This window comes from Novosphingobium acidiphilum DSM 19966, from assembly GCF_000429005.1.
GTDB classification, from domain to species: domain Bacteria; phylum Pseudomonadota; class Alphaproteobacteria; order Sphingomonadales; family Sphingomonadaceae; genus Novosphingobium; species Novosphingobium acidiphilum.
This window is the reverse complement of record NZ_AUBA01000026.1, coordinates 1-23,645: the sequence shown is the minus strand read 5'-3', so window position 1 is coordinate 23,645 and position 23,645 is coordinate 1. Positions and strand designations below refer to the sequence as shown.

Sequence of the window (23,645 nt, the reverse complement as noted above, 5' to 3'; positions counted from 1 at the left end):
CCTGCGGCGTTCAGACCGGCAAGCGCAGCCTGGCCAGCAGGCCGCGCTGGTCCGGTCCGTCGCCGTCGGCCAGATCGAAAGTACCACCGTGGCGCCGCGCCACGGCCAGGACCATGGCCAGCCCCAGTCCGCCACCGGGCAGCGTGCGCGCGTTGTCCAGCCGGACAAAGCGTTCCACCACCCGATCCCGGTCACCGGGCGCGATCCCGGGCCCGTCATCCAGCACCGCGATTTCGGTCCATCCCGCCACTGCCGTGGTGCGCAGCGTGACGCGGCGCGCGCCATATTTCAGCGCGTTGTCGATCAGGTTGGCGATCGCGCGCGACACCAGTTCGCGGTCGGCCGTGGCCACGGCCGGCTCAAGCCGGGTTTCCAGCAGCACGCCCGATTGTTCGGCCAGCGGTTCGTACAATTCGGCCATGTCCTGCGCCACAGCGGCCAGATCGAGCGGCACGCGCCGGTCGGCCACCGCGCCGCCCTCCAGCCGGGTGATTTCCAGCGCGGTTTCGAGCATCCGGCGCAGCCCGTCGGCGTTTTCGCGGGCCGCCTGCAGCGCCTCGATCGCGCCGGGTTCGTCGACCCGTTCGAGCGCGGTATCGATCGCGGCCGACAATCGTGCCACCGGCGATCGCAGATCGTGCGCGAGCGAAGCCGAAACTGCCCCCAGTTCCGACACCAGCGTGTCGATCCGTTCGGCCATGCGGTTCATCTGCAGCCGCAGATGGTCAAAGCCGTCGCCGCTGCGCGCCTCGGGCAGGCGCGCGCCGAAATTGCCCGATGCCAGCTGTTCGGCGGTCATCGCAATGGCACGCGTGCGGCGGCTGATCTCAAGCCCCAGCAGCAGCGCGCTGGCCAGCGCCAGTGCCACCGCGACGACGATGGTCAGGCCGCCCGCGGTCGCAAAGGCCAGGTTGAAACGGCTTTCGGTGGCACCCATCACCCCCACCACCAGGCGTTCGCCATCGGGCAGTTGTCCGGCAATGGCCATGCCCTCGATATCGGGAATATCGGGTCCCAGGTGCACCATCACCGGGCGGGGGCGCTGGGTAATGTCGAGTGCGGGAACACGCGCCAGATTGCTGAGCAGCGGGGTGCCGCCGCCGGTCAGCGCGATGAACACGGTCGGATCGGCGGCGCTGCCCTGCTGGCGCACGATCATTTGCGCCAGCGACGGCCGCCCGCCCTGCAGATATGTCGCCAGAAGATCGTCGCGCACGTCAAGCACCTGGCGCACGCGATCGGTGCGCACGACTTCAAGCATCTGCCCGCGCAGGAAAAAGATCGCCGCCGCGCTGGACAGCAGTTGCAGTATAAACACGGCCGCGACCAGCCACAGGATGGTCGGCGACAGGCGTCGCAATCGGCGGTTCATCGCGCGGGGGTCAGTCTGCGGCCAGCCGATAGCCGGCGCCGCGCACGGTGTGGAACAGCATCGTGCCTTCGCCATCGTCGATCTTGCGGCGCAAACGGCTGATATGGACGTCGATCACATTGGTGCCGGGATCGAAATGAAAATCCCACACCGCCTCCAGCAGCATGGTGCGGGTCACCACTTCGCCCAGGTGCAGCAACAGATATTCCAGCAGGCGGAATTCACGCGGCTGCAACGCGATCTTGCGGCCGCCACGGCGCACCACGCGCGACAGCCGGTCCAGTTCCAGATCGGCGCAGCGCAAGACCGTGTCCTGCATCCGCGGGGTGCCGGTGCGCCGTCGCACCAACACCTGCAACCGCGCCAGCAGCTCGGCAAACGAGAACGGCTTGCCCAGATAGTCGTCCGCACCCGCGGTCAGCCCCGATACCCGATCATCGGTGCTGCCCAGCGCAGACAGCATCAGCACGGGCGTATCGACCTCGGCCGCGCGCATCGCCTTGAGCAGCGATAGCCCGTCCATTGCGGGCAACATGCGGTCAAGCACGACCACATCGAATTCCCGGTCGGTGGCCATGAACAGGCCGTCGCGGCCATTGTCGGCGCGATCGACGACGAAACCTTCTTCATCCAGCCCGCGCGCGATATAGTCGGCGATCTGGCCGTCGTCTTCGATAAGCAGGATCCTGGCGGACACTTCGCGATTTCCAGTGCAGGTAGAGGCTGCAGGCATCATGCCCACGGGGCGCCCTGTGGGCAAGCGTCGATCAGTGCGGTACACCGCCGCCCGCGGCAGGGGCGCCGGCAGGGGTCATGCCGAAATCGCCGCCATGCGCGCTGCCGCCGCCGCTCAACCCCAGGCCCTGGGGCAGGACTGGCCCCATCATGGCGTGGTTGCCCAATTGCGCCGGCATGCCCGAAGGTCCGTCGGTTGGCCCGGCAATCGGCCCCGCGGCCGCAACCGCTGGGGCATGTGCGACAGGCGCGGCGGCAGGCGCGGCGGCACTGGCCATGGTATCGCCCGGGGCCGGTGTGAATACCCCGGTCGGGGCGGGTGCGTCGGGCTCTGTCGCGGGCTGATGCGGCAGATGCCTTTTGACAGGCGGGCGCAGCAGGTGCGGCGCCGGCGCGGCTTGCGCCAGCCCATGACCTGCGTTTTGCGGCAAAGCCTGCGGCAATTGCGCGCCCGTCACGCGCGGCGCACCATGGGGCAGGATCAGCACGACGACCGCAGCGGCGGCGGCCAGGCCGGCAAGACGCCCCGGCCAGGTCTGGCGCGCGCGGGGGTCAGGGCGTGTCCGGGCGGGCGCAGCCGTGCCGCGATACGCCGACCGCGTCCACGCCGCGCGGTGCCACAGGGCCGATCCGGGCACGACCACCGGCGTAATGGTCTTGCCCGGCGGGGGTGCGCATGGCCGGGCAGGTTCGTGTGATTGGGGCAGGCGCGGCACATCGCGCGCAATGCGCAGCGCAAGGTCCGGCGGCACCGACGGCTGTGGCAGGGCTTCGAGCCAGCGCCGCAGGGCGCCGTCGGCCTCGGTCGTCGGCGCAACCGGGCCATTTGCCGGGCGCTGGCCATGCCGCGGGCTCATCGCGCGCAGCCCCGCTCGATCTCTGCCACGCCGACCAGGTCACCCAGAGCGATCTGCCGCGCAGTCAGGATCTCGCGCAGGGCTTTGCGCGCGCGGTGCAGCAGCGATTCCATGGCCTTGATATTCAGACCCAGCATGTCTGCAGCCGCCGCGTTGGAGAAGCCCTGGATATAGCACAGCACCAGCGCGGCGCGATAGCGTTCGGGCAGCGCGCCCAGGGCATCGTCCATTTCGTCATGCGCCTGTCGCGCTTCGATCACCTGATCGGCCAGCGGGGCATCATCGATCATTTCGGGCAAATCGGGGGTGGTGATCACGCGGAACCGGCGTTTGCGATCGAAACACAGGTTCAAGGTCACGCGATGCAGCCATCCCACCAGCCCCGCGCCACTGGGGGTCCATCGGGCGGCGTGCTGCCACAGTCGGGCAAAGCAGTCCTGCACGACGTCCTCGGCTTCGTGGCTGTCGGACAGCATCCGCACTGCCACACGATACAAAGACGCACTGTGCCGATCGACCAGAATGCCGAACGCCGCCACCGAACCGTCGCCGACCAGAATGACCAGCGCCGCATCGTCAAGGCGCGCCAGGTCTTGGGCCGGGCGAAGCAGGTGGACCCGCGCATCGTGCCGGCATTCGCCCGCGATGACGCCATCGCTGCACAGACCGGTCAGGGCGTGGCCGCCGGGCACAGTCAAGGGTTCGTTCCATCACGCAAGAGGCTTTGCTCCACCCCCCCCGTCATACCCTTCACAGCCCGTCGCGACGCTGGCGCCCGGTGGATTAACCGGAAATTTACGGCGAGCCGAGCGATGTTCTTTTTTTGACCGGCTTGCATGACAAGGTTTTCCGACTATTCCACGTTAGCCATTCTGGACGCGCGCGCCGGTTTTTCGCCCCTGGCGATGTACCCGCACGCGTCCGGAGAGATTTCGACGGGCGGGGGGATGGTCATGCCAGCCATCCGCCATCCAGACCACGGTCCGCACGGCACGATGCCGAACGGCCAATTGCCGGATGACAGAATGCTGATGCAGCGCAAATTTTCGCAGTTCCTCGCCTCGGTGGCGCCGGTTGCCCTTGGTTGTGCCGCGGGGCTTTTCGCCACGACGCCGGCCTTTGCCGACACGACCATTTCCACCGGCACCACCCAGACGCTGAACACGTCGACCGCCGGTAATGTCACGATTTCGGGCACCGGCACACTGACCGGCACCTCGGGCGCGACGGTCACGGTTGATTCGGCGAACACCGTGACGGTCAATGGCGGCGGCACAGTCTATGCCGGCACCGCCAGCGCGCCGCTCAATGGCAATATCGGCATCCTGATCAACCCGGGCAACACCACCACCATCACCAATGGCGGCACGATCTCGGTTCTGGAAAACTTTACGCCGACCACGATCAACAGCGGCTATGTCTACAGCCCGGTGTCGGGCGTCAGCGGTCGGTACGGCATCTATGGCGGGCCGGGCGGCACGATCACCGGATCGATTTCGAACACTGCGGCTGTCACCAGCAACAATGTGACCACCACCGGCACAATCGTTGTCGATGGCGAAAATTCGGCCGGGATCCAGCTGGACAGTGCGTTGAGCGGCACGTTCAGCAACGAAGGCAACATCACCGTGCTGGGTGACAATTCCTACGGCATCAAGCTGGCAGCGGTTACCGGCAATGTGACCGTCGGCGGCGTCGTCACCGTGGTCGGCAGCGGCGCGCAAGGCTATGTCCAGTCGGGCAACGTGACCGGCGTGGTGCTGATCGACGGCGCCATCAGCAACGGCTACACCTATAACGACACCAACGCGCAGTCTTTGATCCTGGCGCGCGGCGTGCTCAACAGCGGGCCCCTGACCGGCACCTCGTATCTTTCGGTCGGCACCGCCCCGGTGGTGGAAGTCGACGGCAACGTGACCGGTGGCGTGCTGATCAACGCGCCGACCACCTCGACCTCGACCGACACCAATCGCGGCAGCATCAACGCCTATGGCAACAACCCGGCGCTGCAGATCGGTGGCGCCAACGCGATCGTCATCGGCGCCAATGCGGCAACCGACAACGGCAGCCTGAACCCCAACACCAACAGCGGCAGCTTTGCGCTGGGGATCGACGGCTCGGTTACGGCAAGCGCCTATTACAGCTCGACCGCCGCGTATGGCGTGGTGATCGGCAAGCAGGGCGGCGGCGCGGTCACGCTGACCGGCGGGATGGAAGTCTATGGCACGGTCACCGCATCGACGGTCGATACCGCGGCCACCGCGATCCTGATCAACCCGAACGCCACGGTCGGCACGATCTTCAACTCGGGCACGATCAAGGCCACGGCCAGCCAGGAATCGACCGGCAACATCTATGCCATCCAGGATCTGTCGGGCACCGTCAGCACGCTGACCAACCAGGGTTACATCACTGCATCGGGTGCAACCGAAGGCACCACCGCGGCGATCGACCTGTCGCACAACACCTCGGGTGTCACGCTGACGCAAAACTATTCGGTCGCCAACCAGACCAATGAAACCAACGACAAGGCGGTGACCGGGTACAACCCGCTGACTGCAACGCTTTATGCCGGTATCAACGGGGATATCTACCTCGGCACCGGCACCAACACGATGACCGTGGCCAGCGGCGGCATCTCGGGCAACACCTATTTCGGGCTTGGCAGCCATGACACGGTGTCGGCCAGCGACGTGACGCGCTGGGTGGGCAATATCACGGTCTGCGGCGTCGGCAATTGCGGCCCCACCAACGCTGTCGGCGGCAACTCCGGCGGTTCGCTGGCCATGACGCTCAACGATTATGCCCAGTTCACCGGCACGCTGAACCTGAACGGCGCCACCGGCGGTCTGACGCTGAACAACAACGCCAGCTTTCTGGGCACGATCACCCAGGGCACCAATTTCGACGTGACCGTCAACGGCGGCACGTTTGGCGCCAATGCGGTCGGCACCACCACGGTGCGCAACCTGAACGTGGCGTCGGGCGCGTTCCTGCGGGTCTATGTCGATGGCACCACCGGCACGTCGTCGCAGCTGAATGCCAATTCCGCGACCTTTGCCAGCGGCGCCAGGATTTCGCTGGCGGTCAATTCGCTGACCAACATCGTCGGCAATTACGACGTGCTGCATGCCACCACGCTGACCGGGGCAAGCGCACTGACCGCGTCGTCGCTGAATCTGCCGGTGCTGTTCAACGGCAGTGTCACGTCGACCGCCACCGACGTCTATGTCGACATCACGCGCGCCACGCCGGCGCAACTGGGCCTGACAACGGCGCAGACCGCGGCCTATACCGCCATCTTGAACGACGCGGCGGCCAACACCTTTATCCAGAACACGCTGCTGGGGGTTTATGACACCCCGACGCTGCGCAACCGCTTCAACGAATTGCTGCCCAACTATGCCGGCGGCACATTCGATGTGGTCACCCGCGCCACGCGCATCATCGACAAGCATTACAACGATGATTCGACGATGTTCTCGATCAGCGATTCGGCCGCCTGGCTCGAACCGATCGTGTTCCGCGGCACCCGCACATTTGGTGACACACCCGGCTTCAAAACCACCGGCGGCGGCCTGTCGGCGGGCATCGAAAAGGTGACGCCGGTCGGCAATGTCGGGCTTCAGCTGGCCTGGTTCACCGGCAACGCAACGTCGAGCACGATCAACCAGAGCGATGTCCTGGCCACCGCGCAGTCGGTCAAATCGTCGGCATTCGAACTGGGGCTGTTCTGGCGCAAGTCGGCCGGGCCGCTGTATGTCTGGGCAGGCGGCAACCTGGGTCGCGAATCGTTCAAGACCAGCCGGACTTTCTTTGGCCAGTACACCACGACGACCACCGCGGCGGTCACCACGACCGACTTTACCAATGCGGCGGCGGGCCACTATGCCGGCTGGAATGCGTCATTCAACGCGGGCGTGTCCTACAGCCTGCCGGTGGGCGAACATTTCAGCCTGCGTCCGCGCGGCGTGCTGCAATACGATCGCCTGAAAGAAAACGGCTATATCGAAACCGGCGACAACCCGATCGCGCTGACCGTGGCCGGCCGCACCAGCAGCCAGACCACCGCGACCACCACGCTGCTGGCACAGTGGAGCTCGGGCCCGTCCACCCACGAAGGCCGCCCGTTCGCGGTCGAAGTGGAAGCAGGCCGTCGCAGCTGGATTTCGGGAAATCTTGGCGCCACCAACGCCACGTTCGAAACCGGCGATACGTTCAGCATCAACGGCGGGCACCTGCCTTCGGCTTGGGTCACCAACCTCAGCATTCTGCAGGGCGGGTTGGACTATACCTGGAAAATCGGCACCGATATCGAACGCGGCAGCGACAAGGGCGTCGCCTATGGCGTGCGCGCGTCGATCAGCATCGCGCTGTAACGGGCCATTGCCAACCGGGTCGTGCGGCGCACGACCCGGCCCCAGCGCGCTTTGCGTTATGGTTGCCGCAGCGGCTGGGCGGCAAACCAGGGGATCATCCGCGCGATCGCGTCTTCGATCAGGGGCGTCGCCACGGCAAAGCTGAACCGCACGAACCGGTGACCCTCGACCGGGTCGAAATCGATCCCCGGCGCAATCGCGACACCCGTGTCCTGCAACAGCCGCATGGCAAAGCCCAGACTGTCCTGGGTCAGATGGCCGACATCGGCATAGATATAGAATGCGCCATCGGGCGGTGCGATCCGATCAAGCCCCAGCGCGGGCATTGCGGCCAGCATCAGCGCGCGGTTGCGGGCATATGTCGCCACATGGCCTTGCAATTCGTCGTGCGCCTCAAACGCAACCAGTCCAGCCTTCTGGCTGAGCACGGGCGGGGTCAGGAACAGATTGCCCATCCGCGCACGGGCCTGCTCCACCAGGTCATCGGGCACCACCAGCCAGCCCAAGCGCCAGCCCGGCATGCTGAAATATTTGGAAAAACTGTTCACCACCAGCGCATCGGGGGCGACTTGCAACACGCTGTGCGCGGCGCCAGCAAAGGTGATGCCGTGATAGATCTCGTCGGCGATCAGGCGGATCCCGCGCGCGGCGCAGACGTCGGCGATGCGTGCCAGTTCGTCCGGCGCGATCACCGTGCCGGTTGGGTTGGCAGGGCTGGCCAGGATGACCGCATCGGGGGCGGGTTCGATCGCGGCCAGCGCAGCAGCGTCAAGCTGGTATCGCTGATCGGGCCCGCAGCGAATTTCCACCGGTTCCATGAACAGCGCGCGGGCATTGTTGCGATAGGCGACATAGCCTGGCCGGGCAAAGGCAACCCGCGCGCCCGGCCCCCCGATCAGCGACAGCGCCATGACCAGCGCAGGCGACGCCCCGCAGGTCAGCACGATCCGCGCGGGATCGATCACCACCCCGTCGTGGTCCAGATAATGCTGCGCGATCCGCGCCTTCAGCAGCGGGCTTTCCCAATAGCCCATGGGATCGGTATCGAGCACCCGGTGCGCACACGCGATCGCAGCGGCGGGGGCGCCGGTCGACGGCTGGCCGAATTCCATATGGATGACCGAGCGTCCTTCGGTGCCAAGGCGATGCGCCAGCGCCGAGACGGCGATGGCGTGAAACGGTTCAAGCTGTGCAATCATGATCTGCGCCTAGCAGAGCCGCGCGGTTCCCGAAACCGGCACCATTGACAACGCGCGGGCACGCGTTGAGGTTGACCGCGCAAGGCCGGCGGCACGTATCGCCGGCCACATCTGGAGAGGTCGATGCCACCCACCACCACCCCGCCGCCCGGAACGCCCCCGGTGCAACCCGTGATGACCGCGCTGCTGATCACGGCGATTGCGGTGGTCCTGATTGCCGGTTTTGCAGTGATCGGTGCGGTGTTGCACATCGTGCCGGTCTATGCGGGTTTTCTGCTGCTGTGGTACTGGACCTCGGTCACGCATGCGGATCTGCGCGCGCTGGCGCCGGCCGTGGTCGGCGGCCTGACCGGCGCCGGGCTCAGCTATCTGCTGCAAACCGGCGCGGCCACTGCCAATGTGACGTTGATTGTTGGCGCGCTGGCGCTGATGGTGGTGGCGCTGTTTCTGGTGATCGCCGGGCGTCTGCCGCTGTTCTGCAATGCCAGCACAATGCTGTATGTCACGGTGTTCAACGCCGATGTGATCCAGCGGCACGAGGATTTCCGGCAGGTCATCATTGCCACCGTGCTTGGCATGATCTGGTTCGGGTTGACGATCGGTCTGCTTGGCCGCCTCGCGCCGCAACCGCAAACCGACCAGGCCGTCGCTTAGGAAAAGGCGGGCAACCGGCGCAAGTGGTTGTAGGCTTCGACCACTTCGCCAAGCTGCGCCTCGTGGCTGCGATCGCCGCCGTTGCGATCGGGGTGATAGCGGCGGACGAGTTCGGAATACCGCGCGCGCAGCGCACGCCGGTCCGCCTCAAAGCCCAATCCCAGCGTGTCATAGGCCCTGCGATCGGCGGGATTGATGCCGCGCCGCGCTGCCTCCTGGCCTTTGCGCAGATCATCGGCCCGCGCCCGCGCGCGCGCTGAAATGGCGTCAAGCGGGTCGGTGAAATCGGCCCAGCGCGGGGCCTGGTCGACGCCCGCGGTGGGGCGAAAGGCGCGGGTTTCGGCGGCCCAGCCCGACAGCGGCGATTGCGCGCGTTCGATTTCGTCGCGGGTCATCCCGCGAAAGAAATCATACCCCTGATTGAATGCGCGCACATGATCGAGGCAGAACCAGCGATAGTTGCCCGGCCCGTCGAATCCTGGTGCGCGTTCGCCGGGCGCGCGGAATTCGCCCACCTCGGTGCAGCCAGGCGCATCACAGGGTCGGCTGCTGTGCCGGACCCGGCCATGGAATCGATCGTGCTTCATTTCCCCTTTCCCATGCCGCGACATGGGCTAGGATGGAAGACATGACAGGACCCCTTGCCCAAGAAATCAGGACGCTGCTGACGGCAGCGTTTGCCCCCACCCGGCTCGACGTGATCAACGACAGTGCACACCATCATGGCCATGCCGGACACGATGGTTCGGGCGAATCGCACTTCACGGTCGAAATCGAAAGCGCCCGCTTTGCCGGACAATCGCGCCTGCAACGCCAGCGCTTGGTGATCGCCGCGTTGGGCGACATACCCGGGCAACGGGTGCACGCGCTGGCCATCCGCGCACGGGCGCCGGGCGAATAAGGCGAAAAAACAGGGGGGACATTGCCATGGCATTTGCCGGAACCGTTGCCTGGATCACCGGGGCATCGTCGGGTATCGGGGCGGCGCTGGCGCGCGCGCTGGCCGACAGCGGCGCGCACCTGGTGCTGTCGGGACGCAGGCACGATGCGCTGGCCGCGCTGGCCGCCGATCTGGGCACCGAAACGCTGGTGCTGCCGTTCGAAGTAACCGATCGTGCAGCGCTTCAGGCCGCAGCGCAGACCGCCTGGGCGTGGTCGGCGGCGCGCAGCGGCGGGATCGACATACTGGTCAACAATGCCGGGATCTCGCAGCGGTCGCTGGCCGTCGATACCGGCCTTGCCGTTTATGACCGGATCATCGACGTCGACCTTCTGGCCCCGATCGCGCTGACGCAGGCGATCCTCGCGCAAATGGTGGCCCGCGGATCGGGGCGGATCGTGATGATATCAAGCGTCGCGGGCAAAGTCGGGGTGCCGATGCGCACCGCCTATTGCGCGGCCAAGTTCGGCCTGATCGGCTATGCCGACGCGCTGCGCGCCGAAACCGCAGGCGCAGGCTTGCAGGTCCATGTCGTCACCCCCGGTTCGGTGCGCACCGATGTGTCGCGCAATGCACTGACTGCCGATGGTTCGGCGCGCGGGATCAGCGACCGGGCCATCGAAAACGGGCTTGATCCCGATGCGGTGGCGGCCGGGATGCTGGCACAGATCGCGGCCGGCACCCGCGAAATCGTGATCGCCACAGGCGTGGAACAGGCCATGGCCGAATTGCGCCGCACCCCCGATGCGCTGTTCGACCAGGTGGCGGCGCTGGCCGTCGGCTATGCCGAACGCATGGCCAAGGCGCCATAACCCGTGCGCGGCCTGCTGCGCCATCGCGGTAGCCATGCCGCGGTCAGCAATCTGGAACTGTTCTTCGACCTCGTCTATGTTTTTGCAATAACGCAGATTTCGACATTTGTGCGGGCCCATCTCGACTGGGCCGGGCTGGCCGAGGCGGGTGTGCTGTTTCTGGCGATGTGGTGGGCGTGGATCTACACCGCCTGGGCGACCAACTGGGCCAATCCCGAGGCGGTGCCCGTGCGGCTGATGCTGGTGTTTGCCATGCTGACCAGCCTGGTCATGGCCGCCGTGCTGCCGCATGCGTTTGATGGCGGCGGCCATGCGCTGGCCTTTGCGGCAAGCTACTGTACGCTGCAACTGGGACGCAATCTGTTCATGGTCTGGGCCATGGCGCAGGACCATCCTTCGGGCAGCCGCAATATGGCGCGGATTTCGGCCTGGTTCGGCTATTCGCTGCCGCTGTGGCTGGCAGGCGCGTTTGCCTCCACGCGGCCCATCCAGTTTGCGCTGTGGAGCGCTGCCCTGGCGATTGAATACACCGGACCTTTCGCCTTTTTCCGCACGCCTTGGCTGGGGCGATCGACCGGCGCGGACTGGGACATTTCGGGCAGCCACATGGCCGAACGCGCCGCGCTGTTCGTGCTGATCGCGCTGGGCGAAGGGATCGTGGTAACCGGCACCGCCTTTGCCGAACAGTCGCCCGACCACGCTGGCGCGATGGCGTTTCTGGCCTGCTTTGCCAGCTCTGCCCTGATGTGGTGGATCTATTTCGATATCGGCGCCGATCGCGGTGCGCAGCATATCGCGCACAGCGGTGAAGTGGGGCGTATTGCGCGCAATGCCTATACCTATCTGCATATGCCGATCGTGGGCGGGGTGGTCGCCACCGCGGTGTCGGACGCGCTGCTGATGGCGCAGCCCGCAGCCGTCGCCAGCCCGGCGCTGATCGCGGCCGGTGGGGGCGGTCTGGTCGGCTATCTGGCGTCGGTCGCCTTATTCAAACGCTATTCCAGCCCGCGCGGCAATCCGCCGCTTAGCCATCTGGTCGGCCTGGTGCTGGTGATGGCACTGATCGTGGCGGCGCGCGTCGTGGTATGGAGCGCCACCGGTTTTACCGCCGCGTGCGATCTGGTGCTGGTGATCGTCGCGGTGTGGGAATGGGGATCGTTCCACGGCGGGTGGCAGGAACGGTTTCGGCGCTGGCAAGCGTCATAATCCGAACCATTCCACCCAGGCACCATGGGCGTGCGCCGTGCCCAGCACATGCTCGTCCCCGCCATCCGGCCAGTACCGCACGCTCAATTCATGGCGAAACGTGGTGCGGTTGGTTTCCAGCCGAACCCAGGCAAGCCGGCGCGATGCGGTGGCGACGGCACCTGCGGCCTCGATCCCGGCGGTGATCGCCGCACGGGTCGCTTCAGGCAGATATTGCCAGACGATCGAATGATACACCACGCGTGTGGTATCGGCCGCCTGTGGTGCGATCAGCCGCGCGGCGATCCAGTCGCCGGCGTCACAGCGATCGATTCGGGGCGGCATGATCCGGGCCAGCGCCACCGCAGCATCGATCCGCGCCATGCGTTCGGGTGCATCGGCCCAGACATAGGCTTTCAGACGATCGGCCTGCGCGCGGTCGGTCAGGTCAAGCGGCGCGCGATCACACCCGCGGATGGCGGTAATTTCGACCGCGCCCACCGGCGGCGGCGGCCCGTTCCATTGCGGCACGATATGCATCGGCGAATCGGCTGGGCCGGCCATGACCCCGCCCAGATCAAAGGCAAACCGGTCGATCATGGTATTGACCCCGGCGCTGGCGCCCAGTTCGTTCAGTTCAAACCTTGGCCCCAGTCGGCCCGACAGCCACAGCAGTGCCGCCATGATACTGGCCGAACGCCCTGCTTCGTTGGTCTGCGGCGGTCCGTCGAGCCAGGGCAGCAAAATGTCGTCGTGATCGGCCACGACCGCCCCGATCAGCGGGTCGATCGCCTGCTGATCGGTCAGCGTGCCGGCATAGATCGGCGCCAGCCGGCCATCGCGCCGCGCCAGATGCAGGGCGTGCAGGCCGCCGGCCACCCGCAAGGGCAGCGCATCTTCCATTGCGCTGTCGGGCCATTGCGCCAGCCGTTGTCCGACCCGGGTCGGGCCCTGCAACAGGGCCAGCTGCGCGCGCACCACGCGCCCGGTGATCGGTGCATGGTTGCGTACGGCATAATCGGCCTGCCACTCGATGGCCTGGATGACGCGGGCAGATGGTGCGATCGGTTCCACTTGGGTTGCCCTTTTCGGCCCTTTGCCATAGGGCGCGTGGGCCATGACCGCGTCCCCCGTCCTTCCCCGGCCCATCGTGTTTGCCCTGCCCAAGGGCCGCATCCTCGATGAAGCGTTGCCCCTGCTGGGACAGGCCGGAGTCGTGCCAGAGCCCGAGTTCTTCGACAAGAGCTCGCGTGCGCTCAGCTTTGCCACCAATCGCGCCGATGTGCGCCTGATCCGCGTGCGCGCGTTCGATGTGGCCACCTTCGTTGCGCATGGCGCGGCGCAGGCGGGCATCGTCGGGTCGGACGTGATCGACGAATTCGACTATGCCGATCTCTATGCCCCGGTCGATCTCGATATCGGCCATTGCCGGCTGAGTGTGGCCGAACCGGCCGGGCTGGTCGAAAGCGGCGCCAGTGCCAATGAAAGCCACGCGCGCGTGGCCACCAAATATCCCAGCCTGACCCGCCGTCATTTCGAACGGCTGGGGGTGCAGGCCGAAGTGGTCAAGTTGAACGGCGCGATGGAACTGGCGCCCACCTTGGGCCTGGCCAGCCGGATCGTCGATCTGGTTTCGTCGGGCCGCACGCTCAAGGAAAACGGCCTGGTCGAAACCAGCCGGATCATGCCTGTGTCGGCGCGGCTGATCGTCAACCGCGCCGCGCTCAAGACCGACAGCGCGCGCCTGGGTGCGCTGGTCGATGCGTTTCGCGAACTTGTCGCCGCGCGAAAGGGCGCCTGATGCAGCGGCTGATCGCCTCTGACCCCGGTTTTTCCGCAGCCTTTGCAGCGCTGGTCGATGACCGGCGCGAAAGCGATCCGGGCCTGGCGCGCGATGTGGCGGCGATCATCGCCGATGTGCGCGCCCGCGGCGACGCAGCGCTGGCCGACTACAGCGCGCGGTTTGACCGGTTTGAACCGGCGACCGACGCCGACTGGTGCATCGGGGCCGATGTCTGCCGCCAGGCCTATGACGCGCTGACCCCTGACCTTCGCGCCGCGCTGGAACTGGCGGCGCAACGCATCACCGCCTATCATACCGCGCAATTGCCCGAAAACCGGGACTATACCGATGACACCGGCGTGCGGCTGGGCGCGGTGTGGCGCGGCGTGGATGGGGCCGGGCTCTATGTCCCGGGCGGACGCGCGGCCTATCCGTCATCGCTGCTGATGAACGCGATCCCTGCCAAAGTGGCGGGCGTGGGCCGGCTGGTGATCGCAACGCCAACGCCCGACGGCGCGATCAACCCGCTGGTGCTGGCCGCGGCGCATCTGGCAGGCGTTGACGAAATCTGGCGCATGGGCGGGGCGCAGGCGATTGCCGCGCTGGCCTATGGCACCGATCGCATCCGCCCGGTCGATGTGATTACCGGGCCTGGCAACGCCTGGGTGGCCGAGGCCAAACGCCAGCTTTATGGCGTGGTCGGCATCGACATGGTGGCAGGCCCGTCGGAAATCCTGGTGATCGCCGATGGCAGGAACGATCCGGTGTGGATCGCGGCCGATCTGTTGAGCCAGGCCGAACACGATCCTGCGGCGCAATCGATCCTGATCACCGATGACGCCGGCTTTGCCGATGCGGTCATCGCCGCGGTCGAGGATGAATTGCGCCTGCTGCCCAAGGCGCAGATTGCCCGCGAAAGCTGGAACCGGTTCGGCACGGTGATCCTGGTCGACAGCCTTGATCAGGCGCCTGCGCTGGCCAACCGGCTTGCCGCCGAACATATCGAGATCGCCACCGACGATCCCGACGCGCTGTTTGCGCAGATCCGCCACGCGGGTTCCGCCTTTCTGGGGCGGATGACGCCCGAGGCGATCGGCGATTATGTCGCCGGGCCCAACCATGTGTTGCCCACCGGGCGGCGCGCGCGCTTTTCATCGGGCCTGTCGGTGCTCGATTTCATGAAACGCACCTCGTTCATCGCGGTTGGTGATGCGGCGCTCGGCGCGATCGGCCCGGCGGCGATCGAACTGGCCAATGCCGAAGGGCTGACCGCGCATGCGCGCTCCATTGAAGTGAGACTGGGAATATGAGCCGTATCGAAGCCAAAGCCCGTTCGGCCGCACGTCTGGCCGCGGTGCAGGCGCTGTATCAATACGATATGGAATCGCCCGAACTGACCACGCTGATCGACGAATTTCACCGTCATCGGCTGGGTCGCGAGATCGAGGATGTGGAATACCTCAACGCCGATGTCGTGTTTTTCGACGATCTGGTCAAAGGCGCGGTGGCCCGGCGCGAAGAGATCGACGCGCGTCTGGGCGCGCGTCTGGCCGAAGGCTGGTCACTGGCCCGCCTTGACAAGACGATGCTGCAGATCCTGCGCGCCGCCGCCTACGAACTGATCGCGCGCGCCGATATCGGCGTGGGCACGGTGATCAACGAATACCTCGACGTCACGCACGCGTTTTTCGACGCGCGCGAGGCGAAATTCGTCAATGGTCTGCTCGACGCGCTGGCCAAGGACGTTCGCTGAACGCCCCTGGCGCAGGCATTACAGCCGCTCGGCGTGCCAGCGGATGTGGTCTTCCATGAAGCTGGAGATGAAGTTGTAGCTGTGGTCATAGCCCGGCTGCAGCCGCAGCGTCAGGGCAATGCCCGCCGTATCGGCGGCCGCCTGCAACAGGTCGGGGCGCAACTGTTCGGCCAGAAAGCCGTCGGCCGCGCCCTGATCGACCAGAATATCACCCGCCGGACGATGGCCGTCCTCGATCAGCGCAACAGCATCGTGCGCCCGCCAGGCGGCACGATCGTCGCCCAGGTATCCGCCCAGCGCCTTGTGACCCCAGGGCACCTGACCCGGCGCAACGATCGGCGCAAACGCCGACAGCGACTTGAACCGGTCGGGAAATGTCAGGCCCAGCGTCAGCGCGCCATGGCCGCCCATCGAATGCCCGGTAATCCCGGCGCGTGCCGGATCGACCGGAAACTGCGCCGCGATCAGCGCGGGCAATTCGTCGGCGATATAATCCCACATGCGATAATGCCGCGCGAACGGCTGGCTGGTGGCATTGACGTAGAACCCTGCGCCCAGGCCGAAGTCATAGGCGCCGGCCGCATCATCGGCCACGCCTTCGCCCCGCGGCGACGTATCCGGCGCCACGAAAATGATGCCATGTTCGGCGCACGCACGGCGATATTCGCCCTTGTCGGTGACGTTGGCATGGGTGCAGGTCAGCCCTGACAGATAAAACAGCACGGGCAGCTTTGCCCCGGCCTCGGCCTGCGGCGGCACAAACACCGAAAAGGTCATCTTTGTGCCTGTCGCCGTTGAATCATGGCTATAGACGCCCAGCGTGCCGCCATGGGCCTTAGAAGTCGAAACCGTTTCCACTGTCTGCTCCGCAAAAGGGGGATCATTCACCCCCAACGCACTGGGGCAGGATGCGGGGATCCGTCAATCCCCGCATCCTGCCCCCAAGTCAGGGCATCCTTCCCCAAGTCAGGGGGTGTGCCCGATCAGCCCAGCACGTGCAGCGCGCAAAGCTTGTTGCCCGAAGGATCGCGCAGATACGCCAGGTAATAGGGGCTGCCTGCGCGCGGCCCTGGGGGATCTTCCACCGCGGTGCCGCCATTGGCCTGGCCTGCCTGCCACCAGGCATCGGCCTGTTCGGGGGTCATCGCAAAGCCGATCGTGCCGCCATTGGCGCCGCACGCGCGATTGCCGTCGATCGGCTTGGTCACGACGAAAATGCCGCCATTGTGCTGATAGACCAGCCGGCCGTGCTGATCGACCACGGCGGGCTTGCCGCCGAATGCGGCAAAGGTCGCATCATAGAATGTTTTGGCAGCGTCGATATCATCTGCGCCGATCATCACGTGACTGAACATGAAACCCTCTCTCAACGTAAGTGGTGCAAACGGTGTGCCCGTTGATGCGCCACCCGGTCAAGGACATTGGCCATCGCATCTGCAGGCAGCCCATCGGCCAGCAGGCCCCGCTTGACGCACGCCCCCGCTGCATGCGAAGAGCCGCGCCTGCCCAGAATCACCGGCCATGCTGAAAGCAAGCGCCGACTGGCCCGGGCGGGTGTAGCTCAATGGTAGAGCAGAAGCTTCCCAAGCTCCCAACAATCGCAGAAATCAGCGCTTTTTGGTGTAAACCATTCCAAAACTGGAGTGTTATTTTTCAAAGCGTTAGCGTTGTGCTGTAAACGAAAAACGTTTGATCGAGGTCATTGGCGTGCTGCCGCCAACCTGCTTAGAAATCCTCTGTGTAGCAGACGGTAAACCGACCAAATGGTGACGACAGGATCCGACCAGACTAGGTCACTCAGATCAAGAGCAGCGAACGTCTGCTACTGACAGAAGTTGCTGATCAAAGACTCCGAAGCGAACGGTCTGCATAGCACCCCATCCTCGGTCGTTCGGCTGATTTGGTGCGTTCCCAAGCGGTCGTTCGGCAAGCCAAAGCTCCATGTGACATTGAGCGAGTTAGCGTGGGAGGTCACTGCGGCACTTTGAATGCTCGCATCGTGATCCGCACATCGGTGTCGCGAACGACCGACGTGCTCTGCCCAACAGCGTATCACAATCGACGCCGCTTTGCCCGAGGTTAGTAGTGAAACGTCCAGTTGCCGTAATGTCCGTATGGTCCGGTCCAGACCTTCGACAGCAGCTTGCGCATCTTGGAGGTGTAGGCGGCTATCATGTCGCAATACTTCACTCAAAGGCGCGCGGTGAACTGGCCAGCTGAGCACACGTCATCTACGTCGCGGCCGCATGGGTATTCATTATGCTAATACGCTACCGACACCTTAGCTTCAAACCGAGCGACACCTGATCGTGTTTCTTTGCCGCTTTTAATGGGTACTGCTAGATTGACGCCCGCTCCCAAGCCATTCCCCAATCGAACATCGCTCCCAAGGCCGCCCGATATTTGCTGCACGGAGAGGTGCGCGGCATAGGAACGCCCCCAGCCATAATCGACGAACACGCGGGGCGTAATGCCACCCGTTTGACCGAGCCGTAACTCCTTTCCCTTCAGGTCATTGCGCACTATCGCCCCATCGTCCCATGCCCCATCGTCCAGGCTGTAGCCGCGCACGGCGTTTTGACCGCCAAGCGCGATTTGCTGGCTGTCAGGGACAGCGCGGCCGACGTATTGCCCATTGATTTGCGTTTGCAGGGTCATTGCCCATAATAGTGCCGTCTGGTGGCTGACTGATGCTTGTCCATAAACATAGCGTGATCTTTGCACTCGGCCATTGGTAAACGTGGCCAAGGCTTGGCCAGTGTTCAGCCCATCGATGCCGCCAGGGCTGTAGTGTAGGTTCAGGTCAACACCAGTTGACCCAAGGCCGTCAGCCCATCGGTCAGACCAATCGCCAAACAGTTGGTAGACGTTCTGCGCTGTCTGAACCACGCTCACCCCGTCGAAAAATGTTTGGCGAGCCTGATGGCTCATCTCGAGGCCGGCACCTATTTCTCCCGCCAGCGGGACGATGTTTGAGAGCGCACTGCGATAGGCCGCGGTAGCTTCGATCGTGCGCTGGCGAATGATGAAGGCCTGAACGGGGGCATTGGTTTCGACAGCGTTGATGGTCAGATCCAGCAGTTGTCGAGGCGCTGTGAAAATCTGCAAATGACCCGCTGCGCTCGCATATCGCGGAGCGCTATTGTGAAACGGTTTGCCGTCCGCCACCCAGAAATCGGGGCTTCCTGTCGCTTGCGCCGAGAGAGCTTCATCCGCGAGGATATGGACATAGACATCGGCGCCGACCGAGTAGCGTGCCTGCCCGGTTTGGGGTGAACCGGAGTTGGCATAGCTGGCATTGACGCCCCATGGGCGATTGGCAGTAATCGTGAGGGTCAAGTCGCTCTCGCCCAGTTTGCCCCCAGGCGTGAACGTTGTGGCGATAACGCGGCGCGGATCGCGATTGAGCCAGTCGAGGTCTTCGGATAGCCGGTCCCCACTTATGGTATCGCCTATGTGGGTGCGGATTGCCGCCTTCACATGGTGCTGAACCCAAGGCTTTCCACCAGCAATCTTTGCTGCGCCCAGACGAAACTCTACCACCCTGATCTGCAAAACGCCTCGGGTGATCTCCTGTTCTGGGGTTGAGACCTGTACGAACGGATAGCCCGAGGCGCGGTATCGTTTAACAATCTGTGTTTCGATCTGGCTGATCAGCCTGCGCGATATGGTCTGACCAAGAAACGGTTCAAGAAATTTTTGCTCATGAATGGTATTGAGTCTGGCCACAGCTTTGCAGTTTAGGCCTTTCGCTTCACTATCTCGGAAGGGTGCGTCGGCCGGCCCGAGCAGGATCAAGGCTCTCAGCGGCGCACCCAACGATCTATCATCCGAGATCGTGCTGGGAAGTGCTGGCTCGACAATTTCGGCATGTGGCCGGTCCGGTGTTTGCGGGAGGTGGCGTTCCACAGGTTGGGCCGCGGCTACAGCGGGGATCAGCCCGCAAAAGACCGTAGGCCACAGGGCAGTCCGGACAAGCCGCGGCCTGTGGGTTTGAAGGGTTTTACGATCGGGCATCAGCACGTTACTTGTGGTTAATCGTGCCGATATTCGCCGACGCCGATGTAGAAGAAAGGCTGTAATCCCCCTTGAGATTGTTCTGCAAAGCCAAGCCAGAGACCGTGACCTTGATGGCAGTTGTGGTCGAGCTTGAAGCTCCTGCGGAGGCATAAGCCCCGCTAGTGGGGTCGTTCAGACTGACGGTATCGCCGCTGATCACACCGGTCAGGTTGTAGTTTGCCGTGGTCAGTGTTGCAGTTGTGGTGCCGTCGTAGGTCTTGGTGATCGTACCCGTCAGCGCTGCGGTCAGCGCCTTGGGGGTGATCGTGCCGATGCGCGCTGTGACAGTGGTGGCGGCCAGGCTGTAGTCTGCGGCCTGTGCACCGGTCAGGGCAAGGCCGGTGACGGTCACGCCAAGGCTGCTGCCTGCGTCTTTCTGGGCATATGTCCCGCTCGCGGGTGTGTTGAGGGTGACGGTGTCGCCACTGATCACACCGGTCAATGCGGCGTAATTTGCCGAGGTCAGCGTTGCGTTTATGGTGCCGTCATAGGTCTTGGTGATCGTGCCCATCAGCGCAGCGGTCAGCGCCTTGGGGGTGATCGCGCCAATGTTGCCCACAGCCGAGGTTGAGTTAAGGCTGTAGTCTGCGGCCTGCGCACCGGTCAGGGCAAGGCCGGTGACGGTCACGCCAAGGCTGTTGCCGACATTTTTGCTGGCATACGTTCCGGTGGTGGGTGTGTTGAGCGCGACGGTGTCGCCACTGATGACGCCGGTCAATGCGGCGTAATTTGCCGAGGTCAGTGTTGCAGTTGTGGTGCCGTCGTAGGTCTTGGTGATCGTACCCGTCAGCGCTGCGGTCAGCGCCTTGGGCGTAATCGCGCCAATGTTGCCCGAAGCCGATGAGGCGGTCAGGCTGTAGTCTGCGGCCTGCGCTCCGGTCAGGGCAAGGCCGGTGACGGTCACGGCAAGGCTGTTGCCGACATTTTTGCTGGCATACGTCCCGGTGGTGGGTGTGTTGAGCGCGACGGTGTCGCCACTGATGACGCCGGTCAATGCGGCGTAATTTGCCGAGGTCAGTGTTGCAGTTGTGGTGCCGTCGTAGGTCTTGGTGATCGTGCCCGTCAGCGCTGCGGTCAGCGCCTTGGGCGTAATCGCGCCAATGTTGCCCGAAGCCGATGAGGCGGTCAGGCTGTAGTCTGCGGCCTGCGCTCCGGTCAGGGCAAGGCCGGTGACGGTCACGCCCAAGCTTTTGCCGACATTTTTGCTGGCATATGTCGCGGTGGTGGGTGTGTTGAGCGCGACGGTGTCGCCACTGATGACGCCGGTCAATGCGGCGTAATTTGCCGAGGTCAGCGTTGCGTTTATGGTGCCGTCATAGGTCTTGGTGATCGTGCCCGTCAGCGCAGCGGTCAGCGCCTTGGGGGTGATCGCGCCAATGTTGCCTGTTGCGCTAACGGTATAGTCGCTTGCTTGGGCCCCCGACAGCGTTAGGCCCGTTGCCGTAACTGTAATGCCCGTACCCGCATTTTTACTAGCATATGCTCCGGTGGTAGATTTGTTCAGGCTGACACTGTCCCCACTGATAACGCCCGTCAGGGTGCCATAGTTTGCCGTGGTCAGGGAGGCATTCGCAGTGCCGTCGTATATTTTAGTAATCGTGCCGGTCAGCGCTGCGGTCAGCGCCTTAGGCGTGATCGCACCGATGCTGCCCACCGCCGAGGTCGAACTAAGGCTGTAGTCGGCGGCCTGCGCCCCGGTCAGGGCAAGGCCTGTCACCGTCACACCAAGGCCAGTACCCACGTTTTTGCTTGCATATGTGCCGCCGGTCGGATTGTTCAGGCTGACCGTGTCGCCGCTGACAACGCCTGTTAGGGCGCCGTAGTTTGCCGAAGTCAGCGCTGCGTTCGTGGTGCCGTCGTATGTCTTGGTGATCGTTCCCGTCAGCATTGCTGTCAGGGATTTGGGCGTAATCGCGCCAATGCTACCGGTGGCGCCAACCGTATAATCGCTTGCTTGGGCGCCCGATAGCGTTAGCCCAGTGGCTGTAATTGTTATGCCCGTGCCCGCATTTTTGCTAGCATATGTTCCGGTTGCTGAGCTATTCAGTATGACGGTGTCACCGCTGACAACGCCTGCCAGAGTGCCATAGTTGGCCGAAGTCAGCGTGGCATTCGTGGTGCCATCATAGGTTTTGGTGATCGTTCCTGTCAGCGCCGCTGTCAGTGCCTTGGGCGTGATCGCGCCAATGCTGCCTGTGGCACTAACTGTGTAGTCGCTTGCTTGAGCGCCCGACAGTGTTAGCCCCGTCGCGCTCACAACCAAGCTCGTGCCAACGTCCTTTTGAGAATATGTGCCAGCGGTGGACTTATTCACCGTGACCGTATCCCCACTGACAACGCCCGTCAGGGTGCCGTAGTTTGCCGTGGTCAGGGAGGCATTCGCAGTGCCGTCATAGGTCTTGGTGATCGTGCCCGTCAGCGCAGCGGTCAGTGCCTTAGGCGTGATCGCACCGATGTTGCCCGACGCCGAGGTCGAGCTCAGACTGTAGTCGCTGGCTTGCGCTCCAGTCAGGGCAAGGCCCGTCACCGTTACACCCAGGCTGCTACCCACATCCTTCTGGGCGTAAGTGCCTCCGGTCGGATTGTTCAAGCCGACCGTGTCGCCGCTGACAACGCCTATCAGGGAGCCGTAGTTGGCCGACGTCAGTGTTGCGATTGTGGTGCCGTCGTAGGTTTTGGTGATCGAGCCTGTCAGCGCAGCGGTCAACGCCTTGGGCGTGATGGTTAACGTTCCCGACCCGAGCGTTATTGCATAGTTCTCATCCGATGTCAGTGTGCCGGACGCAGTGAGATTGTAAGCGCCGGCGTCCTTGGCGATGGCAGTCAGCCCAGTGACAGTTCCCTGAAGGGCATTGATGATGGCATCACCATTTTGCAGGCCGGTGACACCGTAGGTATCGGTCTGCAACTGGCCGTTATAGGTTACGCTTTGGTTTGCCGGAGTGATCGTCAGCGTTGGCTGATAGCCATAGACAAACCGATTTCCGGCATTGGGGGCAGTAGCAAACGAGCCGGGGCTGCCTGCACCAAATGCAAACGCATCTCCATAATAGCTTTCCGCCAACAGGCCGCCATACACATCACCAGTCGGACCTGCTGCTGGATTGCCGTTGGCCTGACTGTAGATTTGCCAAGCACCATTCGTAGCACTGACCGCCGAAGACCCGGCGCTGTTTATGAAATTGCCATTTGCCGCCAGAACAATCGCGGTTCCTGGCGCCGAAGAAGTAACCGAACCAGTGCTGGCGATCATCAGGTTGCCGTTGGCTTCGATCTGGACGGTACCAGTGCTGGACAACGCCTGATCGACCGTAAAAGCACTAACAGCCTGCAGGTAAACCGGTGTTCCAGCCAGAGCCCCCATCATGCTGGTGTAATTCGATGAGCCGAACGTAGCATTGAGATCGGCGTTCAGGGCAGACAGGGTAGTGGCGTTGGTGGACTGGGCGATCAATCCCGATGTCACGGCCATGCCGGAAACATTGCCCGAAGTGACGGTGGGATGATCCGTATAGGTCAGCCCGGTCACGCTCGATGCGCCTGGCAGGATCAGGGTTTCGCCAATCTTGGTTGTCGAACCAATCGTGCCTGCAGGGGCCAGTTCATAGAAGTAGCCATTGGCCCCGGTTGATACCGTGCTGCCACCGAGCAGATTGCCCCCGACAAACACGCCAACCTGGGCGCCTTGGGCGGGCGTGCTCCCGCTGCTGTAGGCAAAGCCCGAGATCGCCTGGGGGGCTGATGCATTTGCGCTCTTGAGATAGGGGTAAAGGCCCGGCCCTGTGCCCCAGACAACCGGATCAAACCCCGTGGGAAGCGTACCCTGAAGCTGGGCGGTGGTTAGACCGGTGCCAGCTGCGCTCGTCGATTGGCCGGAGGTCTGGGTATCCCAATAGCCATTGGTGACCGAGCTTCCG

19 protein-coding genes are annotated in these 23,645 nt (G+C 64.1%); 8 read left to right on the top strand and 11 right to left on the bottom strand.

Features of this window, described 5'->3' with window-relative positions:
* Positions 1 to 10 precede the first annotated feature (10 nt).
* From G404_RS0116525 to G404_RS0116510, 4 genes are all read right to left on the bottom strand, one after another.
* The gene (locus G404_RS0116525; protein ID WP_245584575.1) at positions 11 to 1,372 is read right to left on the bottom strand and encodes a sensor histidine kinase; all 1,362 of its coding nucleotides are present in this window, start codon (positions 1,370 to 1,372) and stop codon (positions 11 to 13) included.
* A gap of 10 nt (positions 1,373 to 1,382) precedes the next feature.
* Positions 1,383 to 2,069: a response regulator gene (locus G404_RS0116520; protein ID WP_028642049.1), complete on the bottom strand. Its 687-nt coding sequence runs from the start codon at positions 2,067 to 2,069 to the stop codon at positions 1,383 to 1,385.
* A 70-nt stretch (positions 2,070 to 2,139) separates the two neighbouring features.
* On the bottom strand, positions 2,140 to 2,964 hold the full coding sequence (locus G404_RS0116515; RefSeq protein WP_028642048.1) for a hypothetical protein: 825 nt from the start codon (positions 2,962 to 2,964) through the stop codon (positions 2,140 to 2,142).
* Positions 2,961 to 3,656: an RNA polymerase sigma factor gene (locus G404_RS0116510; protein ID WP_245584576.1), complete on the bottom strand. Its 696-nt coding sequence runs from the start codon at positions 3,654 to 3,656 to the stop codon at positions 2,961 to 2,963. Before G404_RS0116510 ends, G404_RS0116515 begins: the two co-directional genes overlap by 4 nt.
* Before the next feature lie 339 nt (positions 3,657 to 3,995).
* On the opposite strand from G404_RS0116510, the gene G404_RS0116505 reads away from it, so the two are divergent.
* Complete coding sequence (locus tag G404_RS0116505; protein WP_245584574.1) at positions 3,996 to 7,343, top strand: autotransporter outer membrane beta-barrel domain-containing protein; 3,348 nt, start codon at positions 3,996 to 3,998, stop codon at positions 7,341 to 7,343.
* Positions 7,344 to 7,399: 56 nt separating this feature from the next.
* On the opposite strand, the gene G404_RS0116500 is transcribed toward G404_RS0116505, so the two are convergent.
* On the bottom strand, positions 7,400 to 8,542 hold the full coding sequence (locus tag G404_RS0116500; RefSeq protein WP_028642045.1) for a pyridoxal phosphate-dependent aminotransferase: 1,143 nt from the start codon (positions 8,540 to 8,542) through the stop codon (positions 7,400 to 7,402).
* A gap of 123 nt (positions 8,543 to 8,665) precedes the next feature.
* Here G404_RS0116500 and G404_RS19545 point away from each other — a divergent pair, with 123 nt between their 5' ends.
* Positions 8,666 to 9,196, top strand: a complete 531-nt coding sequence (locus G404_RS19545; protein ID WP_245584573.1) for a hypothetical protein — start codon at positions 8,666 to 8,668, stop codon at positions 9,194 to 9,196.
* Here G404_RS19545 and G404_RS0116490 read toward each other — a convergent pair.
* Positions 9,193 to 9,783: a J domain-containing protein gene (locus G404_RS0116490; protein ID WP_028642044.1), complete on the bottom strand. Its 591-nt coding sequence runs from the start codon at positions 9,781 to 9,783 to the stop codon at positions 9,193 to 9,195. The genes G404_RS19545 and G404_RS0116490 overlap by 4 nt on opposite strands.
* A 32-nt stretch (positions 9,784 to 9,815) precedes the next feature.
* Between G404_RS0116490 and G404_RS0116485 the strand changes: the two genes are divergently transcribed.
* The 3 genes from G404_RS0116485 to G404_RS20465 are packed head-to-tail and all read left to right on the top strand — an operon-like array spanning position 9,816 to position 12,154.
* A complete protein-coding gene (locus tag G404_RS0116485; RefSeq protein ID WP_028642043.1) occupies positions 9,816 to 10,097 on the top strand; it encodes a BolA family protein in 282 nt (93 codons plus the stop codon).
* Between the two features lie 26 nt (positions 10,098 to 10,123).
* Positions 10,124 to 10,948 carry an SDR family NAD(P)-dependent oxidoreductase gene (locus tag G404_RS20470; protein WP_028642042.1) on the top strand — a complete coding sequence of 275 codons (825 nt, stop codon included), beginning with the start codon at positions 10,124 to 10,126 and terminating at the stop codon, positions 10,946 to 10,948.
* Positions 10,949 to 10,951: 3 nt separating this feature from the next.
* Positions 10,952 to 12,154: a low temperature requirement protein A gene (locus G404_RS20465; RefSeq protein WP_036521847.1), complete on the top strand. Its 1,203-nt coding sequence runs from the start codon at positions 10,952 to 10,954 to the stop codon at positions 12,152 to 12,154.
* Here G404_RS20465 and G404_RS0116470 read toward each other — a convergent pair.
* Positions 12,149 to 13,207: a DUF2332 domain-containing protein gene (locus G404_RS0116470; RefSeq protein ID WP_028642040.1), complete on the bottom strand. Its 1,059-nt coding sequence runs from the start codon at positions 13,205 to 13,207 to the stop codon at positions 12,149 to 12,151. The genes G404_RS20465 and G404_RS0116470 overlap by 6 nt on opposite strands.
* Before the next feature lie 43 nt (positions 13,208 to 13,250).
* Between G404_RS0116470 and hisG the strand changes: the two genes are divergently transcribed.
* The 3 genes from hisG to nusB are packed head-to-tail and all read left to right on the top strand — an operon-like array spanning position 13,251 to position 15,669.
* On the top strand, positions 13,251 to 13,934 hold the full coding sequence (hisG, locus tag G404_RS0116465) for an ATP phosphoribosyltransferase (RefSeq protein WP_028642039.1): 684 nt from the start codon (positions 13,251 to 13,253) through the stop codon (positions 13,932 to 13,934).
* Complete coding sequence (hisD, locus tag G404_RS0116460; RefSeq protein ID WP_028642038.1) at positions 13,934 to 15,226, top strand: histidinol dehydrogenase; 1,293 nt, start codon at positions 13,934 to 13,936, stop codon at positions 15,224 to 15,226. The genes hisG and hisD overlap by 1 nt, the downstream gene beginning before the upstream one ends.
* Entirely contained in the window at positions 15,223 to 15,669 is a 447-nt protein-coding gene (gene nusB / locus G404_RS0116455; protein WP_028642037.1) for a transcription antitermination factor NusB, read from the top strand. The genes hisD and nusB overlap by 4 nt, the downstream gene beginning before the upstream one ends.
* A gap of 18 nt (positions 15,670 to 15,687) precedes the next feature.
* Here nusB and fghA read toward each other — a convergent pair whose 3' ends face one another.
* The 4 genes from fghA to G404_RS20690 form a co-directional block, all read right to left on the bottom strand.
* Complete coding sequence (gene fghA / locus G404_RS0116450) at positions 15,688 to 16,527, bottom strand: S-formylglutathione hydrolase (protein WP_028642036.1); 840 nt, start codon at positions 16,525 to 16,527, stop codon at positions 15,688 to 15,690.
* Positions 16,528 to 16,652: 125 nt separating this feature from the next.
* Complete coding sequence (locus G404_RS0116445) at positions 16,653 to 17,024, bottom strand: VOC family protein (RefSeq protein WP_028642035.1); 372 nt, start codon at positions 17,022 to 17,024, stop codon at positions 16,653 to 16,655.
* Positions 17,025 to 17,931: 907 nt separating this feature from the next.
* The gene (locus tag G404_RS0116435) at positions 17,932 to 19,467 is read right to left on the bottom strand and encodes a ShlB/FhaC/HecB family hemolysin secretion/activation protein (RefSeq protein ID WP_169719731.1); all 1,536 of its coding nucleotides are present in this window, start codon (positions 19,465 to 19,467) and stop codon (positions 17,932 to 17,934) included.
* A 226-nt stretch (positions 19,468 to 19,693) separates the two neighbouring features.
* Complete coding sequence (locus tag G404_RS20690; protein WP_169719730.1) at positions 19,694 to 23,398, bottom strand: beta strand repeat-containing protein; 3,705 nt, start codon at positions 23,396 to 23,398, stop codon at positions 19,694 to 19,696.
* Positions 23,399 to 23,645: the final 247 nt, after the last annotated feature.